At 70.8% G+C, this 26220-nt stretch carries 22 protein-coding genes and 1 pseudogene; 14 read left to right on the top strand and 9 right to left on the bottom strand.

The window, feature by feature from the left end; genetic code table 11:
- Positions 1–211: 211 nt before the first annotated feature.
- Positions 212–1483 carry a glycoside hydrolase family 71/99-like protein gene (locus ACFWV8_RS06140; protein WP_384198431.1) on the top strand — a complete coding sequence of 424 codons (1272 nt, stop codon included), beginning with the start codon at positions 212–214 and terminating at the stop codon, positions 1481–1483.
- Between the two features lie 139 nt (positions 1484–1622).
- On the opposite strand, the gene ACFWV8_RS06135 is transcribed toward ACFWV8_RS06140, so the two are convergent.
- The 6 genes from ACFWV8_RS06135 to ACFWV8_RS06110 form a co-directional block, all read right to left on the bottom strand.
- A complete protein-coding gene (locus ACFWV8_RS06135) occupies positions 1623–3962 on the bottom strand; it encodes an ROK family protein (protein ID WP_384198429.1) in 2340 nt (779 codons plus the stop codon).
- The gene (locus ACFWV8_RS06130) at positions 3955–7131 is read right to left on the bottom strand and encodes an alpha-mannosidase (RefSeq protein WP_384198427.1); all 3177 of its coding nucleotides are present in this window, start codon (positions 7129–7131) and stop codon (positions 3955–3957) included. The genes ACFWV8_RS06135 and ACFWV8_RS06130 overlap by 8 nt, the downstream gene beginning before the upstream one ends.
- Positions 7132–7446: 315 nt before the next feature.
- Positions 7447–8526 (bottom strand): Gfo/Idh/MocA family protein, encoded by a 1080-nt coding sequence (locus tag ACFWV8_RS06125; RefSeq protein WP_384198425.1) that lies wholly within the window; start codon positions 8524–8526, stop codon positions 7447–7449.
- The gene (locus ACFWV8_RS06120; RefSeq protein ID WP_384198423.1) at positions 8511–9197 is read right to left on the bottom strand and encodes a ThuA domain-containing protein; all 687 of its coding nucleotides are present in this window, start codon (positions 9195–9197) and stop codon (positions 8511–8513) included. The genes ACFWV8_RS06125 and ACFWV8_RS06120 overlap by 16 nt, the downstream gene beginning before the upstream one ends.
- Positions 9194–10480, bottom strand: a complete 1287-nt coding sequence (locus tag ACFWV8_RS06115; RefSeq protein ID WP_384198421.1) for an enolase C-terminal domain-like protein — start codon at positions 10478–10480, stop codon at positions 9194–9196. Before ACFWV8_RS06115 ends, ACFWV8_RS06120 begins: the two co-directional genes overlap by 4 nt.
- A gap of 104 nt (positions 10481–10584) precedes the next feature.
- Positions 10585–11370, bottom strand: coding sequence for an IclR family transcriptional regulator (locus tag ACFWV8_RS06110; RefSeq protein WP_384198664.1), 786 nt, complete (start codon positions 11368–11370; stop codon positions 10585–10587).
- Positions 11371–11527: 157 nt separating this feature from the next.
- Between ACFWV8_RS06110 and ACFWV8_RS06105 the strand changes: the two genes are divergently transcribed.
- The 5 genes from ACFWV8_RS06105 (at position 11528) to ACFWV8_RS06085 (ending at position 16470) form a co-directional block, all read left to right on the top strand.
- On the top strand, positions 11528–12886 hold the full coding sequence (locus ACFWV8_RS06105) for an ABC transporter substrate-binding protein (protein ID WP_384198419.1): 1359 nt from the start codon (positions 11528–11530) through the stop codon (positions 12884–12886).
- Positions 12887–12969: 83 nt separating this feature from the next.
- Positions 12970–13905, top strand: a complete 936-nt coding sequence (locus ACFWV8_RS06100) for a carbohydrate ABC transporter permease (RefSeq protein ID WP_384198417.1) — start codon at positions 12970–12972, stop codon at positions 13903–13905.
- Complete coding sequence (locus ACFWV8_RS06095; protein WP_384198415.1) at positions 13902–14834, top strand: carbohydrate ABC transporter permease; 933 nt, start codon at positions 13902–13904, stop codon at positions 14832–14834. The genes ACFWV8_RS06100 and ACFWV8_RS06095 overlap by 4 nt, the downstream gene beginning before the upstream one ends.
- Positions 14834–15763, top strand: coding sequence for an NAD-dependent epimerase/dehydratase family protein (locus ACFWV8_RS06090; RefSeq protein WP_384198413.1), 930 nt, complete (start codon positions 14834–14836; stop codon positions 15761–15763). The genes ACFWV8_RS06095 and ACFWV8_RS06090 overlap by 1 nt, the downstream gene beginning before the upstream one ends.
- 146 nt (positions 15764–15909) lie before the next feature.
- Positions 15910–16470: a GNAT family N-acetyltransferase gene (locus ACFWV8_RS06085; RefSeq protein WP_384198411.1), complete on the top strand. Its 561-nt coding sequence runs from the start codon at positions 15910–15912 to the stop codon at positions 16468–16470.
- Here the strand turns inward: ACFWV8_RS06085 and ACFWV8_RS06080 are convergent.
- Positions 16445–17368 carry a helix-turn-helix transcriptional regulator gene (locus ACFWV8_RS06080; protein WP_384198410.1) on the bottom strand — a complete coding sequence of 308 codons (924 nt, stop codon included), beginning with the start codon at positions 17366–17368 and terminating at the stop codon, positions 16445–16447. The genes ACFWV8_RS06085 and ACFWV8_RS06080 overlap by 26 nt on opposite strands.
- A gap of 159 nt (positions 17369–17527) precedes the next feature.
- On the opposite strand from ACFWV8_RS06080, the gene ACFWV8_RS06075 reads away from it, so the two are divergent.
- The gene (locus ACFWV8_RS06075) at positions 17528–18448 is read left to right on the top strand and encodes an oxidoreductase (protein WP_384198408.1); all 921 of its coding nucleotides are present in this window, start codon (positions 17528–17530) and stop codon (positions 18446–18448) included.
- A 73-nt stretch (positions 18449–18521) separates the two neighbouring features.
- On the opposite strand, the gene ACFWV8_RS06070 is transcribed toward ACFWV8_RS06075, so the two are convergent.
- A complete protein-coding gene (locus ACFWV8_RS06070) occupies positions 18522–19172 on the bottom strand; it encodes a glycerophosphodiester phosphodiesterase (RefSeq protein WP_384198406.1) in 651 nt (216 codons plus the stop codon).
- A 295-nt stretch (positions 19173–19467) separates the two neighbouring features.
- Between ACFWV8_RS06070 and ACFWV8_RS06065 the strand changes: the two genes are divergently transcribed.
- From ACFWV8_RS06065 to ACFWV8_RS06050, 4 genes are all read left to right on the top strand, one after another.
- Complete coding sequence (locus tag ACFWV8_RS06065) at positions 19468–20865, top strand: DUF6421 family protein (protein WP_384198404.1); 1398 nt, start codon at positions 19468–19470, stop codon at positions 20863–20865.
- A gap of 114 nt (positions 20866–20979) precedes the next feature.
- The gene (locus ACFWV8_RS06060; protein WP_384198403.1) at positions 20980–21747 is read left to right on the top strand and encodes an SDR family NAD(P)-dependent oxidoreductase; all 768 of its coding nucleotides are present in this window, start codon (positions 20980–20982) and stop codon (positions 21745–21747) included.
- Positions 21744–22814, top strand: a complete 1071-nt coding sequence (locus tag ACFWV8_RS06055; protein ID WP_384198662.1) for a threonine aldolase family protein — start codon at positions 21744–21746, stop codon at positions 22812–22814. The genes ACFWV8_RS06060 and ACFWV8_RS06055 overlap by 4 nt, the downstream gene beginning before the upstream one ends.
- 97 nt (positions 22815–22911) lie before the next feature.
- The gene (locus ACFWV8_RS06050; protein ID WP_384198401.1) at positions 22912–23604 is read left to right on the top strand and encodes a B3/4 domain-containing protein; all 693 of its coding nucleotides are present in this window, start codon (positions 22912–22914) and stop codon (positions 23602–23604) included.
- 79 nt (positions 23605–23683) lie between these two features.
- Here the strand turns inward: ACFWV8_RS06050 and ACFWV8_RS06045 are convergent, their stop codons facing one another.
- Positions 23684–24406 carry a lysophospholipid acyltransferase family protein gene (locus ACFWV8_RS06045; RefSeq protein WP_384198399.1) on the bottom strand — a complete coding sequence of 241 codons (723 nt, stop codon included), beginning with the start codon at positions 24404–24406 and terminating at the stop codon, positions 23684–23686.
- A 266-nt stretch (positions 24407–24672) separates the two neighbouring features.
- Between ACFWV8_RS06045 and ACFWV8_RS06040 the strand changes: the two genes are divergently transcribed.
- From ACFWV8_RS06040 to ACFWV8_RS06030, 3 genes and pseudogenes are all read left to right on the top strand, one after another.
- Positions 24673–25032: a TlpA family protein disulfide reductase gene (locus tag ACFWV8_RS06040; RefSeq protein ID WP_384198397.1), complete on the top strand. Its 360-nt coding sequence runs from the start codon at positions 24673–24675 to the stop codon at positions 25030–25032.
- 219 nt (positions 25033–25251) lie between these two features.
- On the top strand, positions 25252–26040 hold the full coding sequence (locus tag ACFWV8_RS06035) for an electron transfer flavoprotein subunit beta/FixA family protein (RefSeq protein WP_384198395.1): 789 nt from the start codon (positions 25252–25254) through the stop codon (positions 26038–26040).
- A gap of 73 nt (positions 26041–26113) precedes the next feature.
- Positions 26114–26220 (top strand): annotated as a pseudogene (locus tag ACFWV8_RS06030) (electron transfer flavoprotein subunit alpha/FixB family protein); the annotation flags it as partial.

The following is a 26220-nucleotide window of genomic DNA, read 5'->3' as shown; positions in this document are numbered from 1 at the left end:
TGGAAACGGAAAACGTAAAGAAAATAGGCTGACACACCACCTTGAATTGGTCTGGACAAAGCCTCTGCCAAGACCTTGTGGTGACCCTCGGAACGCGGATACTTTCGGATGGTGAGCCGCGGAGGCGGGCGGGCTGCCGCCGCCTGCAATTCCCCCCACCCCCGTGGATCCGTGTATTTCCAGGCAGATTTCTAGTGGGAGGAAATACTCCGTGAGTATTTCAAGACGCGCCGTCATGGCGTCGGCACTGGCCGGCACAGCAGCGGCCGGTGGTGTCCTCGGCAGTCGGCAGGCCAGTGCCGCGGCCGAGCCGCGAGGCAGGGCGCAGGCGGCACCCGCCGCGAGTCCACCGGGCGACGTGGTCGGCAAGATCAGCGTCGGGTATCAGGGCTGGTTCGCCTGCAGGGGAGACGGTTCCCCCATCGACAGCTGGTGGCACTGGAGCCAGAACGGCGGGCAGCCGCCGTCGCTCAGCAATACCACCATCAAGTCGTGGCCGGATGTGCGGGAGTACACCCGTACTTTCCCCACGGCGTATCCGAATCTGAACAATGGCCAGCCGGCCTCGCTGTTCTCCTCGCACGACCAGCAGACGGTCGACACCCACTTCCGGTGGATGCGCGAGAACAACTGCGACACCGCCGCGCTCCAGCGCTTCAATCCCATGGGCGGCGAAGGCCCGATCCGGGACGCGATGGCGCGCAAGGTGCGCCAGTCGGCCGAGGCGAACGGCCGGAAGTTCTACATCATGTACGACGTCACCGACTGGCGGGCCATGCAGTCGGAGATCAAGCAGGACTGGACCAACAAGATGAAGGCGTACACGTCTTCGAGCATGTACGCCAGGCAGAACGGCAAGCCCGTCGTCTGTATCTGGGGCTTCGGCTTCGCCGACGACAAGCGCCCGTTCGCGCCCCCGGAGTGCCTGGACGTCATCAACTGGTTCAAGGGGCAGGGCTGTTACGTCATCGGCGGCGTCCCCACGCACTGGCGCAACGGCAACAGCGACTCCCGGCCCGGCTTCTCCGGTGTCTACCACGCGTTCAACATGATCTCGCCGTGGATGGTCGGGCGGATGGGCACCGTCGCCCAGGCCGATCAGTTCTACCGGGACGTCAACACCCCCGACCAGGCGGACTGCGACGCGAGCGGTATCGACTACCAGCCCTGTGTGATGCCGGGCGACCTCCAGTCCAGGCATCGGGCGCACGGCGACTTCATGTGGCGGCAGTTCTACAACATGTGCCGCCTCAACGTCGCGGGGATCTACATCTCCATGTTCGACGAGTACAACGAGGGCAACCAGATCGCCAAGACCGCCGAGAACGGCTCGCAGGTTCCGTCCGGCTCCGGCATCTGGGCCCTCGACGAGGACGGCACGGCCTGCTCGTCGGACTACTACCTGCGGCTCACCGGTGACGGCGGCCGGATGCTCAAGAAGCAGATCGGGCTCACCGCGACCCGGCCGACACCGCCGAGGTAGCGCGCTCGCCGGGCCGTCCGGCGAGCGATGAGAACCGCCGATGACAGCGGTCGCGCGGGCCGCCGGGATCTTCCCGGCGGCCCGTACGCGCTCAGACCGGGCAGGTCGCTCAGGCCGTTCAGGCAGGCGGGTGGCCGGGTCAGCTCGTGGGCAGCTGCCGCGCCCGTGTCTCCCGCCCCCGCAGCCTCGGCGTGAACGTCGCGTGGAAGATCGTGGAGGCCGCCCCCACGGCGGCGGCTCCCACGCTCAGCACGGACGGCTCCACCTCGACACGGCGCAGCCTGCGGGCGGTCGGGAACTCGTTGACCGTACGCGCGATCTCGGACAGGTAGAAGTCGGCGACGTCGTCCGTGAAGAACGGCCCGCCGAGGACGATCAGATCGATGTCCAGCAGGTCGGTCAGGCCCAGCGCACCCCTCCCGACCGCCCGCGCCACCTCGCGTACGGCCGCTTCCGCGGCCCGGTCGCCCGCTGCCGCCGCCCGGCCCACCGCCAGATACGCGGCGGTGCTCCCGCTCGCCGTGGCCGCCGGGCGCAGCCCGCCACGCGCCGCCAGGTCGGGCACGGACACCGGGGGATTGCACTCGGGCAGGATCTCCGGCCGGCCGTCCTCGTCCACCCGGCCCAGGGCGATGGCGCAGAGCTGCCCGAACTCGCCCGCGTTCGAGCTGACACCCCGGTAGATGTCCCCGTTCAGATAGAGGCCGGTGCCCACGCCCGTACCGAGATAGAGATACGCGAAGTCCCTGGCCCGCCGGTCACGGCCGATCCAGCGCTCGCCCGCCGCCGCTGCCGTGGAGTCCTTCTCCATGATGACCGGACACGGGAAGTGGTCCTTCAGGAGATACAGCAGCGGAAGGTCGCCCCAGGCCGACATCAGGGGCGGTCCAAGCACCGTCCCCGACGCGATGTCCACCGGGCCCGGCACCGCGACCCCGATGCCGAGGAACCCCTCGGGCCGTACGGCCCCGCCCGCCTCGGCCAGCGTCCGGCGGCCCAGCGCCGCCACCCGCTCCACGAACTCGGCGGGGTCGGTGTCCGCGCTGACGGACCGGGTGCGGGTGTGGACGATCGCCCCGTCGAGGTCGATCACGACCGCGGTCAGCAGCTCGGGGTCGATATGGATTCCGAGCGCGTGCGCGGCGGCTCCGCGCAGCCGTACCGGCGTACGGGGCTTGCCCGACGTCGCGCGCAGTTGGGCGTCCTCGATCAGGATGCCCCGGTCGAGCAGGGACCGGGCGATCCGGGACACCGACTGCTGGGTGAGGCCGGTGCGATGGGCGATCTCGCCGCGCGTGATGGTGCCCGAGAGCCGGACGGTCTCGATGACCACGCACTCGTTGAACGACCCCAGATCGATCTGGTTGACACCGCTCCAGCTGTGGCCGCGCGCGGAGCCGCCCGTCGTCTTCCCGGCCCGCCGGGCAAGACCCAGATGGCCCGCGACGTTCTCGCGCAGCCAGCGCACGGTGTGCTGTTGGGCTTCGGTGTCCTCCGCCGCGTACCGCTCCAGCTCGGCGGCCAGATCGAGATAGACGCGGCGCGAGGACTCCGGATGACTGGTGCTGTCGAGGGCGATCATGGCCCGCAGGAACGTGCGCCAGGTGGACCGCGCAGGAATGTGATGGCGTGTCACCACGCCCTGGGAGCCGGGCGGTTGGGGGTCCTCGGCGGCGGGTGCTGGATCGCTTCCGGGCGCGGTGTCCCACAGGGTGATCGCGTGCAGGGCGAGATCCGGATGCCGCCGGCTCGCCTGTGCGAGATAGCCCGCCAGCGCCCGGTCCGAGGCGACGGCATCCGCGCGATCGGCGCCGCTCCCCGGGCCGGTGCCGCTGCCGGTGCCGCTGCCGTTCCCGGTGCCGTGTCGTGGCGTCGACGCCAGCGCCGCGTCGAGTGACCGGTCGAGGCCCGCCAGGACGTCCGCGCCGATCACCGTGCCCGCGGTGGCAGGGGCGGCCGGCACCAGCCGGGTCCCGGCCAGCAGAACCCCGCGCAGCCCGTCCACGTACAGGCCCATCACCCACACGTCGGCGCCCGGCAGCTGCGGCCGGGTCGGCACGGACGGCGCCACCAGCTCGTCGGGGACCAGACGCCAGCGCCGGCGGATCCCGGCGACCGTGGCGTGCGAGAGGCCCAACTCCCGTGCCACCGCCCGCGAAGCGCCGCTGCCGCCGGGGGCGAGCAGCGTACGGGTGACGACCTCGGACTCGTCGACCGTGGCCGGTCTGCCGGTGCGCGGCCGGTGTTCGAGACCGTGGATGCCCGCGCTCGTCCAGCGCTGCCGCCAACTGCCCACGGTCTGCCGCGACACCCCGAGCCGGCGCGAGATCTCCGCGTCGCGCAGCCCGTCGGCCGCCAGCAGGACGACACCGGCCCGGGTGGCGAGCGGACCGCCCTCGTCGGCCCAGCGGCGCAGGACGGCGCGGAGTTCGGGGGAGAGCGTGCCGTCGGTCGGTTCGGCCGGCCGGGTGTCAGACACCCGGGCCTCCCTTCGGGCCGTCGCCGCGGACCAGCCGCAGGGTCAGGATCTGGAAGGGACGCAGCGTCAGCTCCACCGAACAGCCCTGGTGCGCGAGGACGTTGAGCGGGTCCTCCAGGAGATCCGTCTCATGGACGGCGGTGACCGCGAAGCCGGCGGTGAGTGTCGTACGGGCCCGGCCGCCCCGCGACTCGTACAGCCGGACCACCACATCGCCAGACCGGTCGTCGGCGAGCTTCACCGCCTCCACCACGACATCGCGGCCGTCCACGGCCACCAGCGGCTCCGCCACCACGGCTCCGGCCGCCGCGCCCGGCCGCAGCGGGAGGTTGAGGGCGTACCCCTCGGAGATCGCGTCGGCCACGTCGGCGCCGGGCCGCAGCGTGTGCCGGAAGCGCTGCGGCCCCCGGTCGGCGTGCGGGTCGGCGCCGCGTGCGGCGCGCAGCAGCGACAGACGTACGAGCGTGGTGGTCCCCGCGTCCGCGCGGGTGTGGCGCGACACGTCGTAGCCGTACGTCGCGTCGGACGCGAGCGCCACGCCCCAGCCGTGCTCGCCGACATGGATCCAGCGGTGCGCCCACTGTTCGTAACGGGCCGCGTCCCAGCTGGTGTTCTCGTGCGTCGGGCGCTCGACATGGCCGAACTGGATCTCGCCGCGGCTGTTCTCGGCGTGTACGTCCAGCGGCCAGACGGCCTTGAGGAGTGTGTCCTGTTCGCGCCAGTCGACGTCCGTGTCGATGCTCAGCGCGCGGCTGCCCGCCGTGAGTGTCAGCCACTGCGTGATGGTGGACCTGCCGGTGCCGCGCGCCACCCGTACCCGCGCCAACAGCGGTCCGCTGTCGGTCACCTCGACCGACGACGCGGTGTCGAGATCACGCCGGGTACCACTGCCGGCGGCGCCGCGGGCGGTGTCGCCGTGCGGGGCGGCGTCGAGGGCGGACGCGCTCCAGCGGGCCGGGTCGTCCCGGTGCAGTTGGAGCAGATTGCCCGAGCCGCCGGGCGCGATGGCCTCGCGGTCGGTGGTGAGGTCGAGTACGGAGCGTACGAGGCCCGCCGGGTCGATTTGGACCCGCAGCAGCCCGTTGTCCAGCAGATGCCCGCCGCCCCGGTCGTCGCGGGCGGCGGTGACCGTCACCGGCGCCGTGCCGCCGAGCGGCAGCCCGGCCATCCCCCGGCCGAGCGCGGGAGCCTCGGCCAGGACGGCGAGCCGCCCGCCGGACAGTTGCTGGCCCGCGTCCACGGCGCCCGTCAGCAGGTCCCGGTCGAGCACGACCACCTCGCGGCGGGCGCGCGGACCGGCGTTGAGGACCGTGCCCCCGTCCGGCCCGCCCGCCGAGCGCCGGATCAGGGCCTGAAGTCTGCGGTGCACACTCCGGTACGTCTGCTCGGCCTCCTCGTGCACCCAGGCGATCGCCCCGCCCGGCAGGATGTCCCGGCTCTGGAGCAGCAGGACCCGCTTCCACAGGGAGTCCAACTCCTCGTACGGATACGGCACCCCGTCCCGTACGGCCGCCGTCGCCGACCACAACTCGGCCTCGCGAAGCAGGGATTCACTGCGGCGGTTGCCTCGCTTGGTGCGGGCCTGGCTGGTGTACGCGCCGTGGTGCGTCTGCGCGTACAGCTCGCCGCGCCACACCGGGGCGTGCGGGTACTCCTCCAACGCGTCCCGGAAGAAGTGCGCGGGGTGCTGGATCCCGACCCGTGGCGAGCCCTCCAGGTCGGCCAGCCTGCGGGCGCGTTCCAGCGTCTCGCGGGTGGGTCCCCCGCCCTCGCGGTCCGCGTCCCCGTCCCCCTGCTGCCCCCCGACGGGCATCAGTGAACGGCTGCCGCCGCCCTTCTCCGCGTACGCCGTGACCGCGTCGGCCAACTCGGGCCCCGTGAGCGCCGCGTGGCCGGGGCCGGCCGGCGGACAGTGTGTGAAGATCCGGCTGCCGTCGACGCCCTCCCACCAGAAGGTGTGGTGCGGAAGGGAGTTGGCGTCGTGTGCGGCGAGCGTGTGGCCGAGCGCCCAGTGCGCCCCCGCGAGCACGGCGAGCTGGGGGAGTGCGGCGCTCATGCCGCCGGGGCCGGGCAGCCAGACGCCGCCCGCGTCCAGACCGAGCTCTTCCCGGTAGAAGCGCCGGCCGTGCGTGAACTGCCGGGCCAGCGACTCCCCGCCGGGCAGATTCGGGTCCGGCTCCACCCACATCCCGCCCACCGGGACCCAGTTGCCCCGTGCGACGGCCTTGCGTATCCGCTCGAAGACATGCGGGTGCTGGTCCTTCATCCAGGCGTGCTGCTGCGCGGACGAGGCGGCGAACACCAGCTCCGGGTACTCGTCGGCGAGCGCCGCCATGCTGCTGAAGGCGCGGGCGCTCGCCCGTACGCTCTCGCGCGTCGGCCGCAGCCGGGCCGATCCCGTGGCGGCGTGCCCCACGGCGGCAATGGTGTGCGCGGACTCGTGCGCGCGCCGGGCCAGGACCGGCGCGAGGACGTCCCGCGCGCGGGCGGCCGTTCCCGGGATGTCACGGGGGTCGATCGCGTCGACCGCCCCGTCCAGCGCCCGCAGGATCTCGTGGCGGCGCGGCAGCCCGGCGGGCAGCGCGCGCATCAGACTCTCCAGGACGTCGATGTCATGAATGAGCTGCCAGATGTTCTCGTCCCGGACGGCGAGATCGGCGCGGAGCAGCCGGTGGAGAGGTTCGTCGCCGGCGGTGACCGGATCGCCGAAGTGGGCCCCCGCGCCCGTGGACGCGTCGATCGCGGGATTGGCCGCGGCTTCGACGAGCAGCCGCACGGACTCGCCGCCGCGTGCCTGGGCCGCGACCGTCACGGTGCTGTTGTGCGGGTGCAGGCCCTGGAGCGGTGTGCCGTGCTCGTCGTGGACCAGCCCCTCGGCCTGATCGCCGCCGAGGTCGATGACCGCCTCGACACGGCGGCCCGCCCAGCGCTCGGGCACATCGGCGGTGAAGCGGAACCAACTGGTGGACCAGGGGCCGCCGCCCCAGCTCTCGCCGACGACGAACGGTGCGTACCCGGCGCGGAGCGCCACGTCGACGGGGACGGGCTCGCCCGGGATGTGCCAGGCCCCGACCTCCATGGGGAGCCGCCCGGTGTGGAGCGCGGGGCGCAGCCGACGGTCGAGGAAATGGGCTATGCGCGCCTCTCCGGACTTCGTTCGGTCATGCATGGGCGGCCCTTCCTGTCCCGCTGATGTCCGCCATGTAAAACCAAGAGTGTTATTAAGTCAACGCCTGTCCCGATTACTTCTGAGTTCCTGGTGGTGAGGGCCGTGCGATTGAATTGTCAGTCGAATTCTCGCCCGGAAAGTTCTGCTCCTGGACATTAATTGCCCTGACGATTCGAGCAGCGGAACATATCCGCCGAGAAAGGCGGCCGAGGGCCGGGAAGCGCGGCGGGGAACGGGGGAGCGGCCGTGAAGAACGGCAGGAAGGCCGCCGCCTTCCTGCCGTCCGTGTGGGGGATCCCGCGTCCGAACGGGCTCTCAGGGCCGTACGGCCGCGGGCCTCGCGCAGTCGCTGCGCACCGGCAGCCAGACACCCTCGCGCGCCGCGTCGAGCATCGTCAGCATCACGTCGAGGACATGGCGGGCGAGTTCGCCGGACGCCCGGTGCGGCCGGTCATCGGCGAGCGCGGTCGCCAGATCGGCGAGACCGGTCCCGCGCCCGGCGTCGCGGTAGCCGCCCGACACCGGGAGCCGCTCCCACTCGCCCCCGGCCCGGTGCAACTCGACCGGACCGTCGAAGCCGTTGGGGTCGGGGACCGAGAGCGAGCCGTCGGTGCCGTGCACCTCGATGCGCGGCAGCCGCGCGGCATGGATGTCGAAGCTCATGACCAGCGTGGTCAGCGCGCCGCCCACATGCTCCAGAAGCCCCGTGACATGGGTGTCCACCTCGGAGCCGAAGCGCTGGCCGGCGCGCGGTCCGCCGCCGATGGTCCGCTCGGCGCGCGGCATGGACGCGGCTCCGGTGACCCGGCTGACGGGCCCGAGCAGATGAACGAGCGCGGAGAGGTAGTACGGGCCCATGTCGAGCAGCGGCCCGCCGCCGTCCTGGTAGTAGAACTCCGGGGCGGGGTGCCAGCGTTCATGCCCCGGTGTGGTCATGAACGCGGTGGCCGCGACCGGGGCGCCGATGAGCCCGTCGTCGACCGCCCCGCGCGCGGTCTGAACTCCCGTACCGAGCACGGTGTCCGGGGCGCAGCCGATCCGCAGTCCGCGCCCTGCCGCCGCCGCGAGGAGCGCGTCGGCCTCCTCGCGGGTCATGGCCAGCGGCTTCTCGCCGTAGACATGCTTTCCCGCGTCGAGCGCGGCGCGCGCCACCTCCGCGTGTACGGCGGGCAGGGTCAGGTTCAGTACGGCGTCGACGTCCGGGCGCGCGACCAGTTCGGCGACCGAGGCGGCGACGGCGACGCCCGGTATCCGCGCGGCGACCGCCTCGGCGCGGTCCGCGTCCAGGTCGGTCACGGCGGTGAGCCGGACGTCGTCCAGCCGTTCCAGCGTCTTCAGATACGCGCCGCTGATCTTTCCCGCGCCGACCATGCCGACCCTCAGCGGCTCGCCCACAGCAGCCCCCTCTCGGTCAGCGTCCGTACCTCGGGCACGTCGAAGTCGTCCGGTTTGTGGCCGATCGTGGAGACGAAGACACGGCCCGCCGCCCGGGTCCTGGTCCACACGGCGGGCATGGTGACCGGCCGCGAGCGGATCTCGTCCGCCTCGAACCCGATCGTCGCGAGCACGTCGATCAGCGGGTCGGTGGCCGTCCAGTAGCGCTCGGTGTGGACGTCGAAGTCGGCCAGACCGCTCACGATCGGATGGTCCGCCCGCTCGGGCACGATCCGCACCGGGTGGTCGGAGAAGCCCGCCGGATGCATCAAGAACTGGCCGCCGGTGAGGAGTTGGTAGTTCACGTCGCCGCGGAAGGAATCGACGATGCCGCCGTGCCAGCCGGCGAAGCCCGTGCCGGCGTGGACGGCCGCGGTGAGCCCGGCGCACTGCTCGTCGCTGATCTCGCCCATGGACCAGCACTGGACGACGAGGTCGGTGGCGGCGAGGAGCGCGGCGTCGGTGTAGACGTCCAGGGTGTCGGCCGTCTCGACCGCGAAACCGTTCTCCTTGAGGAACGGCAGGAAGAGATCCGTGATCCTGACGGGCTCGTGGCCCTCCCAGCCGCCACGGACGACCAGCGCGCGCCGGGAGCCGGGGGCGGGCTTCGGGCCCGGGTCGGTGGCTGTCATGGTCGTTGCACGCTCCCGTCGGTGTTGCGCAGCAGGGCCCAGCGGTCGTGTTCCAGTGGCTCGGGTACCGGATACCGGCGTGCCGCTGCCTCGTCGAAGTCCACCCCGTGACCGGGCGTCTCGTGCGGGGACAGCGCGCCGTCGTTCGCCACGACGGTACCGGGGAAGACGTCGAGTACGGCAGGCTTGAAAACCGCCGCTTCCTGCACACCGAAGGCGTGGCTGCTGATGTTCATGGCGAGTGTGGCGGCCTGGGCGACTGGGCTGACGTCGGCCGGGCCGTGCGGTGCGAGCAGTACGCCGCGCAACTCGCAGTAGACGGCGAGCTTGCGGGCCGGGGTGAGACCGCCCAGCGTGGGGACCCGGATCCGGGCGAAGTCGATGGCGGGTCCTTCGAGCAGCGGCAGGAACTGGCCGACGTCGTGGAAGAGTTCACCGACGGCGAGCGGTACGGGGGAGCCGGCCCGCAGCGCGGCGAAGTGGCCCGCGTCCTCCGGGGCGAGCAGATCCTCCACGAAGTAGAGCCCGGCGTCCTCGACGCGGCGCAGGAAGTCCCGGGCCTGCCGGGGGTCGAGGCGTTCGTGCACGTCGTGCAGCAACTCGACCTCGTCGCCGACCCGGGTCCGTACCTCTGTCAGGACGCGCGGCACGGTCCGTACGTACGCGGCGGAGTCCCACGGCACTGAGCGGGTGCGCAGCGCGTGGGCGTCGGTGGAGGCGGCGGCACCGGTGCCGTAGGTGTCGGAGCCGGGTACGGACGCCTGGATCCGGACATGGCGGTAGCCGCGTTCGCGCGCCGCCACGACCTTGTCGGCGATCTCACCGGCGCCGGCGCCGCTGACATGGGTGTAGGCCTCGGCGTGGGTACGGACCCGGCCGCCGAACAGGGAGTACAGCGGCGCTCCGAGGCGCTTGGCCTTGAGGTCCCACAGGGCGACGTCGATCCCGCCGAGCGCGTTGCCGGTGACCGAACCACCGCGCCAGTAGGCGCTGTTGAGCAGCAGCCGGTGGATGTCCTCGATGTCGTCGGGGTCGCGCCCGACGAGCATCGGGCCGAGGTAGTCGTCGAGCACCGACCGTACGGCCAGGGTGCGTTGCGGGTCGCTCGCGCAGCCGAGGCCGTACAGCCCCGGCTCGTTGGTCTCGACGCGCACGACGAGATGGGGGCAGCCGTGCGGTGCGGTGAGGAAGGTGGAGACGGCCGTGATGCGGATCTTCGCGCCGCGGTCCTCGACCCAGGGAGCGGGGGCGAGGATGTCGGAGCGGGCATCAGGCTGAGCCATACGAACTCCAGCGTACAGATAGCAGAATGGTGTACTGCTATCCGAACGTAGAGAAGGCGTCTTTGATTTGTCAATGACTCTACCAAATAAGGGTGGACCAGTCCTCAGTGCTGCCCGAGCCGTTTGAGGAGGGTCCGTAGTGAATGGGCGGCCTCCGTGACCGCTCCGGCGATCTCCTGCGCGCGGGCGTCGTCCATCCGGCTCTTGGGGGCCGAACAGCTGATGGCGTCCCCGCCGCCGTGCCCGGTGCCGAGCGCCACGGCCACGCACCGGATGTCCACCGAGTTCTCGCCGTCGTCCATCGCCCACCCCTGCAACCGGGCCTCCGCGAGCTGGCGGATCAGCTCGTCCGGATCGGTCACGGTGTCGGGGGTGAGCCTGGCCAGCGGCCAGTCCAGCCTGCGCTGAACCTCGGCGGCGTCGTACTGGGACAGCATCGCCTTGCCGAGTGCCGTCGCGTGCGCCGGCAGCCGCCGGCCCACCGCCGAGTACATCCGAAGCGCGTGCCGTGACTCGCGTTTGGCCAGGTAGACCACGTCCGTCCCATCCAGCCTGCCCAGGTGTACCGACTCGCCCGTCTCCTCGGCGAGCGCGTCGAGTACCGGCCCGGCGAGGCTCGCGACGTCGTCACCCTCCAAATAGGCCGTGCCCGTCAGCAGGGCCTTGAGGCCCAGGCTGTAACGGGTGCCCGAGGCGTCGAGATCGACCCAGCGCCGCGCCTCCATCGTCCGCAGGATCGCGTGCAGGCTGCTTTTCGGCACCGCCATCGCGCTCGCCATCTCGGCGAGCGAGAGCCGGGCGCCCTCGTTGCCGAGCAGTTCGAGCACTTCGAGCACCCGAGCCGCCGACTTGACCTCTTCGGGCTTACGCCCCCGCGCTGCCGCCGCCATCGATTCCACGGAACCTCCGCTCCCAGCACCGGCGCCCCTCGGCGATCCGGTCAGCACGATTCTCGACGTGCGTCTTGACGCTATATCACCGCAACCATAAGTTCAGTCACTCCAACGCCATTCGGTCTTCTGAACGGCTGAATCCTAGGTAGGGGCCATGCGCATACCATTCGCGGGGAATGTCCGGCTCGTGGCTCTGGCCGCGACCACCGCGCTCACACTCACCACCCTCGCCGCCTGCGGCGGTTCGTCCGACTCCGGCAGTGACTCCACCTCGCTGGAGATGTGGACCTTCAAGCAGTCCCACGTCGGCGCCCTGCGCGCGGCGGCCGAGCAGTTCAAGGAAGAGACCGGCATCACCGTCAAGATCGAGGCGTACACACCCGACGACGTCTACGCCACCAAGGTCCAGAGCTCGGCCAAGACCGGCAATCTGCCGGACGTCCTCGAAGTGCACTCCGACGGCGAGGACTTCGTCTTCGGCGCGGCCGGGGTCACCGCCGACCTCCAGGACCAGATCCCGGACTCCTGGAGCGGCCGCTTCCAGGAGGCGATCAAGGCCTCGGGTACCGTCACCGCGCAGAAGTTCAAGGAATCGCAGGCCAAGGACTCCACCTTCAAAGGTGTCGAGCAGGACCAGCGTTTCAGTGTGCCCCTGACCGCGGGCACCTTCGGCATCGTCTACGCGAACAAGCGGAAGCTGGCCGAAGCCGGAATCACCAAGGCCCCCGCCACCTGGGAGGAGTTCCTCGAAGCGCTTGAGGCCACCCACCACAAGGACCCGAAGACCGGCGGCGTCAGCCTCGGGCTGAAGGTCAAGGCAACCGGACTCACCTGGGTCCTCCAGCCCCTGGCCTACGCGCAGTTGGGCAAGGAGAACTACGGCAAGCTCTTCGGCGAGGACAAGGCGGGCGACTTCAGCTCGACCAACGGCAACAAGGTCCTGTCGATGTACGACGAGATCACCCCGTACTGGATGCCGGGCAGCCAGTCCCTCACCATCGACGAGGCCGACCAGGCCTTCGCCCAGGGCAAGTCGGCCTTCGCCGTCGGCGGCACCTTCACACTCGCCTTCCTCCAGCAGAACGGGATGAAGGCCGACGACGTACTCGCCTTCGGCATGCCGTCGCCCAAGGACGGCGCCATCCCGGACCGCGCGCTCGGCCCCATCGCCCTCACAGGACTGAGCCTGACGGCGACCAGCGAGCAGCCCGAGAACGCCAAGAAGTGGATGGAGTTCCTCTCCGGCACCGACGTCGCCGCGAACTTCGCCAAGGAGTCCGCCGACCTGCCGGCCACCGAACTCGGCGCCGCCCTCACCTCCATGATGGAGAGCTTCAAGGGCACGCCCGAGACCACGTACGACCCGAACCTCAACGACTTCCGTCCGCCGGGCTACGACCAGGACAGGGCGGGCGAGGTACTCGCCGACCTCACCCCGCTGGGGAAGGACAGCCCGGCCGGGACGGGCGGCAAGCTCAGCGAACTCATCAGGAACTACTGGACGACGCAGTGACCACAGCACCTCGAACCGCCGCACAGGGGGCGGCCGGGGGTGGCGGCACAGGCCGTACGCCCCCGGCCGGGGGAGCAGGCCCCATGTCCGCCGCCAAGACGGGCGGGCGGCCACCGCGCCGTAAGGCCAGGACCGAGGCCGTCTCCGGCTATCTCTTCGTGGCGCCCGCCGTGGTGCTCTTCGCCGTCATGGGCCTCTACACCGTCGGCTACGGGTTCCTGCTGAGCTTCGCGTCGTGGAACGGCTTCATGCCGCACTGGACCTGGGTCGGCCTGGACAACTACGCCGATCTGCTCTGGCGCAGCCCCATCTACGCGCCCCGGGTGCGCAGCGCGGGCCTGAACACGCTCTGGGTCATGATCTTCGTACCGCTGCTGACGGTCCTGGTGTCGTTTCCGCTGGCCGTCCTGCTCAACCAGGCACGCAGAATGCGGTCGGTCCTCCGGTCGGTCTTCTTCCTGCCGTACGTGACCAGCGGAATCGCCGTCTTCTTCGCCTGGCAGTACATCCTGCGGCCGGACGGCGCCGTCAACCTCCTGCTCGACCAGCTCGGACTCGGCTCGCTCCAGCAGCCCCAGGGCTGGCTCGGCAACCCCGACACCGCCCTGCCCACCATGATCGTGGTGACCGTCTGGGGCCAGGTGCCCGTCGCCATGCTGCTCTATCTGACGGGACTCCAGACCATCGACCGGAGCCTGCTGGAAGCCGCCGAACTCGACGGCGCCGGCTGGTGGCGCACCAACATGTCCGTCGTCTGGCCGCTGCTGCGCCCGATCACGGCGATCGTCGTCCTGCTCAACCTGCGGGAATCCCTCCAGGGCTTCCAGGCCTTCCTGGTGATGACGAACGGCGGTCCGGGCGACCACACCAACGTGCTGGGCCTGGAGGCGTACAGCCTCGCCTTCCTCAAAGAGCTGCGGCCCACTCTCGGCCTCGCGAGCGCGCTCGGCTGGCTGCTGTTCGCCGCCGCACTGGTACTGGCCCTGATCAATCTGCGAGCGCTGCGGAGCAAGACATGACGTCGATCCCCCTGGCCGACAAGCGCGCCCGCGCGGGTGAAGGCCCACAGAAAGCCGGCAGGACGGGCACAGGAGGCGGCAGGCCGGACGGGAGCGGCTCGGACCGCACCCGCCGGATCCTCGCCCGCACCGTCGTCGGCCTCCTGCTCGCCGGATACGGACTGGTCAGCGTCTATCCGTTCCTCTGGATGATCTCGGCCGCGTTCAAGGACCAGCTGGAGGTGGTCAGCGGCGGTCATCTGATCCCGAAGAACCCCACCTTCGACACGCTGATCGACACCTGGAACAAGCTCCACTTCTTCGACTTCTTCCTCAACAGCCTGCTGGTCACCCTCTACACCGTGGTCCTCACGCTGGCGATCTACGCGGCGGCCGGCTACGCACTCGCCGTGCTGCGCTTCCCCGGACGCACCTTTCTGTCCCGGCTCTTCGTCTCGCTGCTCTTCGTGCCCGGTGTGACGGTGATGCTGCCGATCGTGCTGCTGGAGAACGAACTGGGCATCCTCGGCACGCACTGGGGACTGGTGCTGCCCTTCGTCAACGGTGGCGCGCCGCTGTCGATCCTCCTCATGACCGGCGCGTTCAACGCGATCCCGGCCGAACTGCGGGACTCCGCACGGGTCGAGGGCGCGAGCGAGTTCCGGATCTTCCTCAACATCTATCTGCCACTGGCCCAACCCGCCCTGATCACCGTCGCGTTGCTCACCGCGATCCCGACCTGGAACGAGTATCTGCTCACCCGTGTCTCACTCAACGACCAGTCGACCTTCACCCTCCCGCTCGGCCTGCAGACTCTCGCGGCCGAGAACGTCCCCCACTACAACAATCTGATGGCCGGAGCGCTCATCGTGGTCATCCCCGTCGTGCTGCTCTTCGTCTGTCTCCAGCGCTACTTCGTCAACGGTCTCGTCGGGGCGGTGAAGGGCTGATGCGCGTTCTGGTCACCGGAGCCGCCGGACACATCGGCGGCCATGTCATCGAGGACCTGCTGGCCCACGGCCACCGGATCGTCGCCACCGACCTCGTCCCCGTGGACGACCCACGGCTCGACCGGGTCCACACGGGCGATCTGCGCGATCCCGGACTGGTCCGTGACGCCATGGCCGGTGCCGAGGCCGTCGTCCATCTGGGGGCCATCCCGCACCCCAACTCCGATGACGGCAGCGCCCTGTTCGCCACCAACTGCCTCACCGCGCACCGGGTTCTCGACGAGGCGGGCCGCACCGGCGTGCGCCGCGTCGTCGCCGCCTCCAGCCTGGCGGCCGTGGGACTCGCCTGGTCCCCGCGGCCCCAGTCCCCGCGCTACGTACCGCTGGACGAGGAACATCCCACCCTCGTCCAGGATCCGTACGGCCTCTCCAAGCTCGTCCTGGAGGAGGCGGCCCGCGCCACCCACCGGCGCCACGGCACCGGCATCGTCTGCATGCGGTTCCCGTTCACCGGCACCGGCGAGCGGCTCGCGGCACAGCTCGCCGCCGTACGTGACGATCCAGGGGGCCACCGGATGGATCTGTGGGGGTGGCTGGACACCAGGGACGCGGCCAGGGCCGTGCGGTACGCGCTCACCGCCGAACTGACGGGCTGTCATATTCTCAACGTGGCGGCCGACGACACCTCGTCGCCCGTGCCGACGGCCCAACTGCTCGAAGAGCACCATTCGGGCGTGCCGTACTTCACCGAACTGACCGGCCACGCCTCGCTGTTCGATACCTCGGCCTGCGCGAAGCTGCTGGGCTTCGCCCCGGAGTACCGCAGGACCCCGCCGGCCGAGGCCGGGGGTGTCGAAGGCGGGGGTGTCGAGGCCGGGGGCCCGGCTCCGGGCACCGCTTCCGGCCCGGCCGGAGAAGGGGAGGGATGAGGGCGGGCGGCGGCGCTGCGGCGGCGCGGAGCCGATCACGCTCCGCGCCCCCACCGATCCGCACCCCGGCGACCCGCTCTCCCGGGACGTGGGGTTAGGCTCGGGCGCGCCGCCCGCCCGCGGCGGAGATTCGGAGAACGCGCACCATGGACACCGCACCGCGCCCCGCTCCCGGCCGGCTCACCTACCGGGACGCCACCGCAGCAGACGTCAAGCCGCTCGTGGCACTCATCGAGTCCGCCTACCGCGGTGAGAGCGCCCGAGCCTCCTGGACCTCCGAGGCCGACCTGCTGGAGGGGCAGCGCACCGACGAGCAGGGTGTCCTCGATGTGATCGAGGCCGACGGCGGCCGGCTCCTGATCGTCGAGGCCGACGGTGTGCTGGTCGCCTGCTGCCAGCTGGAGCACCGCGGCCCCGCCGCGTACTTCGGCATGTTCGCCGTCGACCCCGGCGCGCAGGGCGGCGGTCTCGGCAAGCGCGTCCTCGCCGAGGCGGAGCGCCGCGCCCGCGCGGACTGGGGCGTGGGCGAGATGCACATGACCGTGATCGTCCAGCGCGAGGACCTGATCGCCTGGTACGAGCGCCGCGGCTACCGTCGTACGGGACAGCTGCTGCCCTTCCCGTACGGCGACGAGCGCTTCGGTATCCCGCAACGGCCCGACCTGGCGTTCGAGCTGCTGGTCAAGCCACTGGACCAGGACTCCTGACCGCTCCGTCGACCGCCCCTTCCACCGCAGCCCGCCCGTCGCGCCGGGTACGGGCGTCACGCAGGGATGCCAGCAGTTGCAGCCGTTCGGCGTCCGGGCTGCCGGGCTCGGCGGTGTAGACGAACATGACGGGGCCGGGACTGCCGGGCAGCGGGTAGCTGCCCCACTCGACGGTGATCTCGCCGACCTGAGGATGCCGGAACAGCTTCGTCCCCTGCACCGTCTCGCGCACCTCGTGCCGGGCCCACAGCCGCCGGAAGTCCGCGCTGCGGATGCTGAGTTCACCGATGAGCATGGTGGCCCGCGGGTGCGTCGGGTCGGTGACGACGGCGGTGCGCAGCATCCCGATGTACTGGAGCGCGGTGGCCTCCCAGTCGGGGCAGCGCATCCGGGTCTCGGGGTCGTGGAACAGCGAGGTGAGCATGTTGCGGTGCTCCGGCGGCTGCTGGCTCGGATCCCCGAACAGCTCCTCGGCGAGCGCGTTCCAGGCGAGCAGGTCGAGGTGCAGGCCGAGCACCACGGCGGGGGTGTTCATGGTGGCCAGCAGCTGCCGGGTGCCGTCCGGTACGCGTTCGGGGGCGCGGCGCCTGCGTACGCGCTGCGGCCGGCGTGCCGCCTGGGCGAGGGCGAACAGATGCCTGCGTTCGTCGTCGTCCAGGTTCAGCGCGGTGGCGAGGTCGTCGAGGACGTTGTCGGAGGGGCGTACGTCGCGGCCCTGCTCCATGCGCTGGTAGTAGTCGGTGCTCAGCCCCGCCAGCAGCGCGATCTCCTCCCGCCTGAGCCCGGTAACCTTGCGCCGGGGGCCCGGCTCAAGACCGACGTCCCGCGGGCTCAGCCGGCCGCGGCGGGCACGGAGGAAGTCACCGAGTTCACGGGCGAACGAGTGGTCGGCAGCCATACGGACAGTGTGCGGGTACGGCACGGGCCGAAGGTAGGTCTGGCACTCCTAGGGAAACGAGTGCGACCGCGCGCCGCCGGTCCGCTCCTACGGTTGGCGCCGGGCAGCCGTGCACACCATCCCCAGCCGTGCACACCTCATTTCCCGGGAGCATCGGCCATGACCGAATGGACTGAACGTGACATCCCCGACCAGAGTGGCCGGGTCGCCGTCGTGACCGGCGCGAACTCCGGACTGGGTCTGGTCACCGCGACCGAACTCGCCCGTAGCGGCGCGCACGTCGTGATGGCCGTACGCGACACCGCCGCCGCAGAGCGGGCTGCCGAGGACATCCGCGGAACCGTACCGGACGCCCTGATCGAAGCACGCCGACTCGACCTGGCCTCCCTTGATTCGGTGCGCGCCTTCGCGAAGGGGATGAACGACGACTTCCCGGCGATCGACCTGCTGGTCAACAACGCCGGTGTGCTCCATCTCGGCCCCGCCCGCACCACCGCCGACGGGTTCGAGACCCACTTCGGCGTCAACATGCTGGGCCATTTCGCGCTCACCGGCCTGCTGCTCGGCATCCTCGGCCGCGCGGAAGCTCCTCGCGTGGTCAGCATCAGCTCGACCGCCCACCGGGGCGCCCGTCTCGACTTCGACGACCTGATGTCGCGGAACACGTTCAGACCCCGCCGCGCGTACGCCCGTTCCAAGCTGGCCTGCACCGTCTACGGCTTCGAGCTGCACCGCCGGCTGGAGAAGGCGGGCTCACCCGTCCTCAGCGTCGTCGCCCACCCCGGGATCTGCCGCACCAACCTCAGCCCGCGGGCGTTCAAGGAGCGGAGTGCGATTTCGCGGGCCGTCGACCGGGCGACACAGCGGGCGTTCCCCTCGGTCCAGGGGGGCGCGCGGTCGCAGCTGCACGCCGCGACCGCGCCCGGAGTGCGCGGCGGCCAGTTCTACGGGCCGTCCGGCTTCCAGGAGATCCGCGGCCCGGTCGCCACGACGGAGCCCAACCCGCAGGCCGCCGACCCCGCGTGCGGGAAGAAGCTGTGGGCCGCCGCGGAGGAGCTGACCGGCATCAGCCACCCGTGAACCGCCGGGACGCCAGACCCGAGTGCCACCCCCCCCGGTACGGCCGAAGGGTCTGGCGTCCCGGCTCCGCGTGTCAGGCCGTGAAACGGCCGGTACGGCGGATCTCCGGGAAGTCGGTGGTCGCGCCGTCCAGCCCGAGCGCCCGGACCAGCCGCAGATGGTCGGGGGTGTTCACCACCCAGCCGATCACCCCGAGCCCCGCCGCGTGCGCGCGCTCGACGACCTCCAGCGTCAGCCGCCGGATGTTCAGCGCGAGCGAGTCCGCGCCCACCGCGACCGCCCGGTCCACCACATCGCCGCCCCAGCGGCTGGCGATCAGCACCGTGCGTACGCCCGGCACCAGGGCGGAGATCTCGGCGACGGCCTCGTCGTGGAACGAGGACACCTCGACCCGTCCCACCAGCTGCCTCTCGCGCATGACATCGGCCAGCGCCCGCGCCGCCGCCACATCCTTGATCTCCGCCTGGAGCGGTGAGCTCACCGCGTCCAGGACCTCGTCGAACACCGGCACCCGCTCGCCCCGCCCCGCGTCGAGCTCCCGCAGCTCGGCGAGGGTCCGGTCGGCGATCGGGCCCGTGCCGTCCGTCGTCCGGTCCAGCTCCGCGTCGTGCATGACGACGAGGGCGCCGTCCTTGCTCAGATGAAGGTCGAGCTCGATCGCGTCCATGCCGGCCCGCTCGGCGTGCAGAAAGGAGCGCAGGGTGTTCTCGGGCTCGACACCCATCACTCCACGATGACCGATGGTGAGGAAAGTCAAGGCTGACTCGCTTCCGTCGTCGGCGGCTCCCGCGCGGCGCTGGTGCCCCACGCGGCACGGCGGCAGCCTAACGGTCCGTGCGCCGGTATGGACCCGTGCGTGACGCGTAAGTGGAGATGCCTGCTGTCCACAGCGCGTACGGCGGGAAAATCGCCCGTAAAGTCGAGGCGTGGCAGGATAATTTGTCTCGGTCGACCTTGTACGGGAGAATCAAAGACCGATACGGTGCTTTGACGCCAGCTTCTCCCGCGGAGGGTGTGACATGACGGAAATTCTTGTGCAGGACCGGACCGGAGGGCCCTCGGCCGACGGCGAGCGGGTGGTCGAGCACCCCGCGTGGACCGAGCTCAAGAATGCCGTCGACGAGATCCGCCCCTGGCAGTCCAAGGACGGCTCCATCGATTTCGACGCCGACGACGCGCCCGCGCGCGCCCTCGTCGAGGTCACGCTCGACCGCGTGACCGCCGCCGTCGAGCACCTCTCGCCCCTGCTTCCGCACGACGCCGCCTACCACGAGGCGCTCGTCGCGGACCTCCGCAAATGGGCCGACAGCGCCTTCGACGTGCCCGACTTCCTGGACTCGCTGCTCGCCTTCCGGCCCGCGGCCGACCGTGTGGACCGGCGGCAGCACCTGGTCGTCTTCCCCATGTACACGCAGAACGGCAACCCGGACCGCAATCTGGAGGCCGTCGTCCTGCGCATGGTCTGGCCCGAGTGGCTGGCCGAGCTGGAGCGCACCCGCTACGACAACCCCCTCTTCTGCGGCATCACCTTCGAGGACTTCACCGCCGGTTACGACACCAACTCCGCGGTCCTCTTCCCCGAGACGATCGCGGTCCGCGAGGCCCCCGAGCGGTTCAGCTGGGGCGGCATCTTCTGCGACCGCGAGGCCGCCAGGTTCCGCCGCGTCACCGAGGCCGCCGTCGACATCCTCGGGGTCGAACTCCCCGACGACATCCGCGAGATGGTCGGCGACCAGGACCGCTGCCAGCAGGCGTTCGTCCTCTGGGACATGATCCACGACCGCACCCACAGCCATGGCGACCTGCCGTTCGACCCCTTCATGATCAAGCAGCGGCAGCCGTTCTGGATGTACGGCCTGGAGGAGCTGCGCTGCGACCTCACCGCCTTCCGCGAGGCCGTGACGCTGGCGGCCGACGGTGTCCCGCAGGGCCGCGACGTGCAGTACGCGGTGCTCTTCGACCGGATGTTCCGCTTCCCCGTCACCGGTGCCCGTCAGCGCAACTACGACGGCCTCGGCGGCCAGCTGCTCTTCTCCTACCTCCACAAGCACGACGTGGTGCGCTGGACCGACAACACCCTGCGCATCGACTGGGAGCGGGCCCCGCAGGTCACCCAGCGGCTGCTCGCCGAGATCGAGGCCCTCTACCGGGACGGTATCGACCGCCCCAAGCTGGTCCACTGGCTCGCCGCCTACGACCTCGTCTCCACCTATCTGGCCCCGCACCCCGGATCCCGCTGGGCCAAGGGCCCGGACGCCCTCGACCTGGAACTGCCCCCGCGCAAGCTGGTCGACGACGTGCTTCCCGACGAGTTTCCGCTCAGCATGTTCTACGAGGCGCTGGGCAAGAAGCTCAAGACCGTGATCGCCTCGACCCAGGGCATCCGGGCCACGAGCACCGAGAAGCGAGCCGCGTGAGTTCGTACGACACTGCTGTCTGCGGGCGCTGTGCGCCCGCGAGAGCCTGGCCGGCCACGGCATGAGCGACTACGTGCGGAGACGGGGAACACCGGGATGACGGAGAAGACGACCATGAGCACAACCACCGGAGCGGGTGGCCCGCTGGACGGCGCCGTCGTGGCGGTCGCCGGAGCGGGAGGCCCCGCCGGGCGCGCGGCCCTCCTGCGCCTGGCCTCGGCCGGCGCGACGGTCGTCGGTGCCGACGCGGACGGGGCGAGCCTCGCCGAGGCGGTCGACGCCGCCCGCCGCGCCCACAGCGGCGCCACCGTCACCGGTGAGACCGTCGACCTCCTGGATCTGGCGGCCACCCGCGCCTGGGCGGCGAAGACCGAGAAGGACGCGGGACGGGGCCGGATCGACGGGCTCGTCCATCTCGTCGGCGGCTGGCGCGGCGGCAAGACCTTCGCCGACACCGACCTCGCCGACTGGGACCTGCTGGAGAAGCTGCTGATCCGCACGGTCCAGCACACCTCCCTCGCCTTCCACGAAGCTCTGCTGCGCAGCGACCGCGGCCGCTATGTGCTGATCAGCGCCGCCGGAGCGAGCAAACCCACGGCCGGCAACGCCGCCTACGCGTCCGCCAAGGCGGCGGCCGAGGCCTGGACGCTGGCGCTCGCCGACGACTTCCGCAAGGCCGGGGGCGACGAAGGGCCGCGCGCGGCGGCTGCGATCCTGGTCATCAAGGCACTGGTGCACGACGCGATGCGCGCCGAGCGCCCGAATGCGAAGTTCGCGGGCTTCACGGACGCCGGAGACCTGGCCGACGCCATCGCCGGGGTCTGGGAGCGGCCCGCCGGTGAAGTGAACGGAAGCCGCCTGTGGCTGAGCCCCGAGTCATGACGTCCCGCAAGACCGCGGCGCGCGCCCACCACGACCCCGCCGTGCGCGGGTTCGCCAGCGACAACTACGCGGGCGCCCACCCCGAGGTGCTGGCGGCCCTCGCCATCGCCAACGGCGGCCACCAGGTCGCGTACGGCGAGGACGACTACACCGACCACCTCCAGCGTGTCATGCACAGCCACTTCGGCCCCACCGCCGAGGCTTTCCCGGTCTTCAACGGAACCGGCGCGAACGTCGTCGCGCTCCAGTCGATGACCGACCGCTGGTCCGCGGTGATCTGCGCCGAGTCCGCACACATCAACATGGACGAGGGCGGGGCTCCCGAGCGGGTCGGCGGCCTCAAACTGCTGCCCGTGCCCACCCCCGACGGCAAGCTCACCCCGGAGCTGGTCGACCGCCAGGCCTGGGGGTACGAGGACGAGCACCGGGCCATGCCGCAGGTCGTGTCGATCACCCAGAACACCGAACTGGGCACCGTCTACACCCCGGCCGAGATCCGCGCCCTGTGCGAGCACGCCCACGAGCGGGGCCTGAAGGTCCATCTCGACGGAGCCCGGATATCCAACGCCGCCGCCTCCCTCGACGTACCGATGCGCACCTTCACCAACACCGTGGGCGTGGATGTGCTGAGTTACGGCGGCACGAAGAACGGCGCGATCTTCGGCGAGGCCGTCGTCGTGATCGATCCCGACGCGGTGCGCGCGATGAAGAGGCTGCGCAAGCTGTCGATGCAGCTCAGCTCCAAGATGCGGTTCGTCTCCGTCCAGTTGGAGGCGCTGCTGGCCGGTGATCTGTGGCTGCGCAACGCCCGGCACAGCAACGCCATGGCCCAGCGGCTCGCCGACGGCGTGCGCTCGGTCGACGGCGTCGAGATCCTGCACCCCGTCCAGGCCAACGCCGTCTTCGCCCGGCTGCCGCGCGAGGTGGGGGAGCGGCTCCAGAAGCGGTTCCGCTTCTACTTCTGGGACAAGGCCGCCGGTGACGTGCGCTGGATGTGCGCCTTCGACACCACCGAGGACGACGTCGACGCGTTCGTCCAGGCGGTCAAGGAAGAGATGGCCAGGTAACCGGCGACCGGGGCCTCGCTCCGGAGCGGTGCATTACAGTAGACCTCGCGGTGTGCTGTGATGCACCGTTTCCGTACGTCCCGAGGCAAGGCAGACGATGACCCTGACGCTCACCGTGTCGGACGAGGTGCACACCCTCGTCCCCGGCTTCACCCCGCTCGCCGTCGAGGCCCACGGCCTGGTCAACGGCCCCAGCAACGAGGCCAGTTCGGCGCTGCTGGACGACGCTGCCCGGCGGCTCGCCGCCCGCCTCGACGGGCGCGCCCCGCACGAGGACCCGCACATGGTGGCCTGGCGCGCGGCGTACACGGCCTTCGGCAGCAAGCCGAACCGTACGCGCAACTCCGCCGAGGCCCTGGCCAGGCGCGCGCTCGCCGACGGCGGTCTGCCCCGGATCAATCTGCTCGTGGACCTCTACAACGCGATCAGCGTGGCCCATCTGATCCCCGTCGGCGGCGAGGACACCGACCGGATCACGGGCGCCATGCGGCTCGTACGGGCCACCGGCGAGGAGCCGTTCCACACCGCCGCGGGCGGGGAGCCGGCCGTCGAGCACCCGGACGCGGGCGAGGTCGTGTGGCGTGACGAGGAAGGTGTGACCTGCCGGCGCTGGAACTGGCGCCAGGGTGTGCGCACCCGGCTCACGGAGGAGTCGGTGAACGCCGTCTTCCTGCTGGAGGGTCTGGCCCCCATGACCGGCTCGGAACTTGACGCGGCGGGCACCGAACTCGCCGAATCACTGGAGAAGTTGAGCCCCGGCGTACGGATCACCGTGCGCCCGGCGCTCTGAGTCGATCTGGCAGGGCGTCAGTTGGGCGACGAGCCGTGCAGTGACGTTTCGGTGCTGACGCCCGCGGCGTCCGCGAGGCTCAGCCGGCTTCGCGGGCCTCGGCCGGCGTCGGAGCCGTACCGCCCAGATGCGCCGGTACCCACCAGGTGTCGCTCGCGTCCCTGGGCCGTACCGGATAGGCGCGCTGCGCGGCTTCGAGCAGCTCCTGCACCCGCTCGCGCAGGCGCCGGGTGATCGCACCCGCGTACTGGTCGGTCGGGGCCTCCACGGGCTCGCCGACCCGCATCGTCACGGGGATGTGACTGCGCCGGAAGTTACGCGGGCGTCCCTTCGTCCAGAGCCGCTGGGTGCCCCACAGCGCCATCGGGATCAGCGGCACTCCGGCCTCCTGCGCCAGCCGCGCCGCGCCGGACTTGAAGGACTTGAGCGTGAAGGACTGCGAGATCGTCGCCTCGGGGAACACGCCGATGATCTCGCCGGCGCGCAGCGAGTCGAGCGCGTGCGAGTAGGCCGTCTCGCCCTGCGTACGGTCCACGGGGATGTGTTTCATGCCGCGCATGAGCGGCCCCCCGACCTTGTGCCGGAAGACCGATTCCTTCGCCATGAAGCGGACGAGGCGCTTCTGGGGGAGTGCGGTGAGGCCGGTGAAGATGAAGTCCAGATAGCTGATGTGGTTGCTGACGAGCACCGCGCCGCCGGTACGCGGGATGTTCTCGGAGCCCTGAGTCTCGATCCTGAGGTCCAGCGCCTTGAACATCGTGCGGGCGGCGCCGATGACCGGCCGATAGACGAGCTCTGCCATCTGGAGGAGACCCTTCTGTTCCCGGGGAGGGTTCTCCCGACGGAAGCTACGCAGCCGTAGGTTTTCGGCATTGGGCAGATCGTGCCCCAAACGAGCCCTTGTGGCCAGTCCTGTCGACGGCGCGGAGCGAGATTCTCATCACGTCATTCCTGGTTGATCGGGGCGTTTGCCGCAGCTCAGCGCGGCGCCGCGGAATATCCTGCCGCCGTGCGAACGCTGCCCCGTGGGAGGGGTGACGAACGGACCCATGGCGGCGGAGGCTCAAGGTGCGCGGGGAAAAGGGCGAACAGCGGCTCGGCGCCGCGCTGTTGGGCGCGGAGTTGGGGGAGCGCGCCACACTGGTCCAGTTCTCCACCGCGTTCTGCCTGCCGTGCCGCGCGACCAGGCGCACGCTCGCCGAGGTGGCCGGCATGGTCGACGGCGTCGCCCATGTGGAGCTCGACGCGGAGGACCGCCTGGAGTTGGTACGCGAACTCGGCATCCTCAAGACCCCCACGGTGCTCGTCCTCGACGCGGCGGGCCGGATCGTACGGCGGGCCGCGGGGGTACCCCGTAAGGCCGATGTGATCGCCGCGCTGGGCGCGGCCGTCTCCGGCGGGACCCCGGGCGAGACCTCCGGCGGGTGACACGCTCCGGCCGAGGCCGGTGTGCGTCGGGCCGCCGGACCGGCGGGCGTTGGGAAGGTCACAGTTCAAAGCGCTTGCTCAGCGGGCATGAGCTGGATGTACTGGCGAGTAATATTATGGTCGGTGCGCGGGTCGACCTGACCGGAAAACCCCCCATCAGGCGCCTATGCTGCGAGCAACAACGCAGCCCAGAAATGACGATGCAGTAGGAGAGCCGGCGTGAGCTTGAGGATCGTTGTCTGTGTGAAGTATGTGCCCGACGCCACGGGTGACCGGCATTTCGCCGATGACCTGACGCTTGACCGTGACGATGTGGACGGTCTGCTGTCCGAGCTGGACGAGTACGCGGTCGAGCAGGCGCTGCGGATCGCGGGTGAGCACGACGGTGACGCGGAGGTCACCGTGCTGACGGTCGGTCCGGAAGACGCGAAGGACGCGCTGCGCAAGGCGTTGTCGATGGGGGCGGACAAGGCGGTCCACGTCGAGGACGACGATCTGCACGGCACGGACGCGCTCGGCACGTCGCTGGTTCTGGCGAAGGCGGTCGAGAAGACCGGTTACGACCTGGTGATCTGTGGCATGGCGTCCACCGACGGCACGATGGGTGTCCTGCCCGCGATGCTCTCGGAGCGGCTGGGTGTGCCGCAGGTGACGCTGCTGTCCGAGGTGTCGGTCGACGGTTCCACGGTGAAGGGCCGCCGTGACGGTGACGCGGCGACCGAGCAGCTTGAAGCCTCCCTGCCGGCTGTCGTGTCGGTGACGGACCAGTCGGGCGAGGCGCGCTACCCCTCGTTCAAGGGGATCATGGCGGCGAAGAAGAAGCCGGTGCAGTCCCTGGACCTGGGGGACCTGGGCATCGAGGCCGGGGACGTCGGTCTCGAAGGCGCGTGGACGGCCGTCGACTCCGCCACGGAGCGCCCGGCCCGCACGGCGGGCACGATCGTCAACGACGAGGGCAAGGGCGGCGACCAGCTGGCCGAGTACCTCGTCAGCCAGAAGTTCATCTGACGGGTGCGGTCCACCGCCCCTCTCGCCGGTCCCGGTTCCTTCACGCACACGCATTCGCAGGAGAACACAACCCATGGCTGAAGTCCTCGTCTATGTCGATCATGTGGACGGTGCCGTCCGCAAGCCCACTCTGGAGCTGCTGACGCTGGCCCGCCGCCTCGGTGACCCGGTCGCTGTCGC

Origin of the sequence: Streptomyces sp. NPDC058665, assembly GCF_042714995.1 — a bacterium.
Taxonomy (GTDB): Bacteria; Actinomycetota; Actinomycetes; order Streptomycetales; family Streptomycetaceae; genus Streptomyces.
This window is presented reverse-complemented; position numbering and strand designations above follow the sequence as displayed.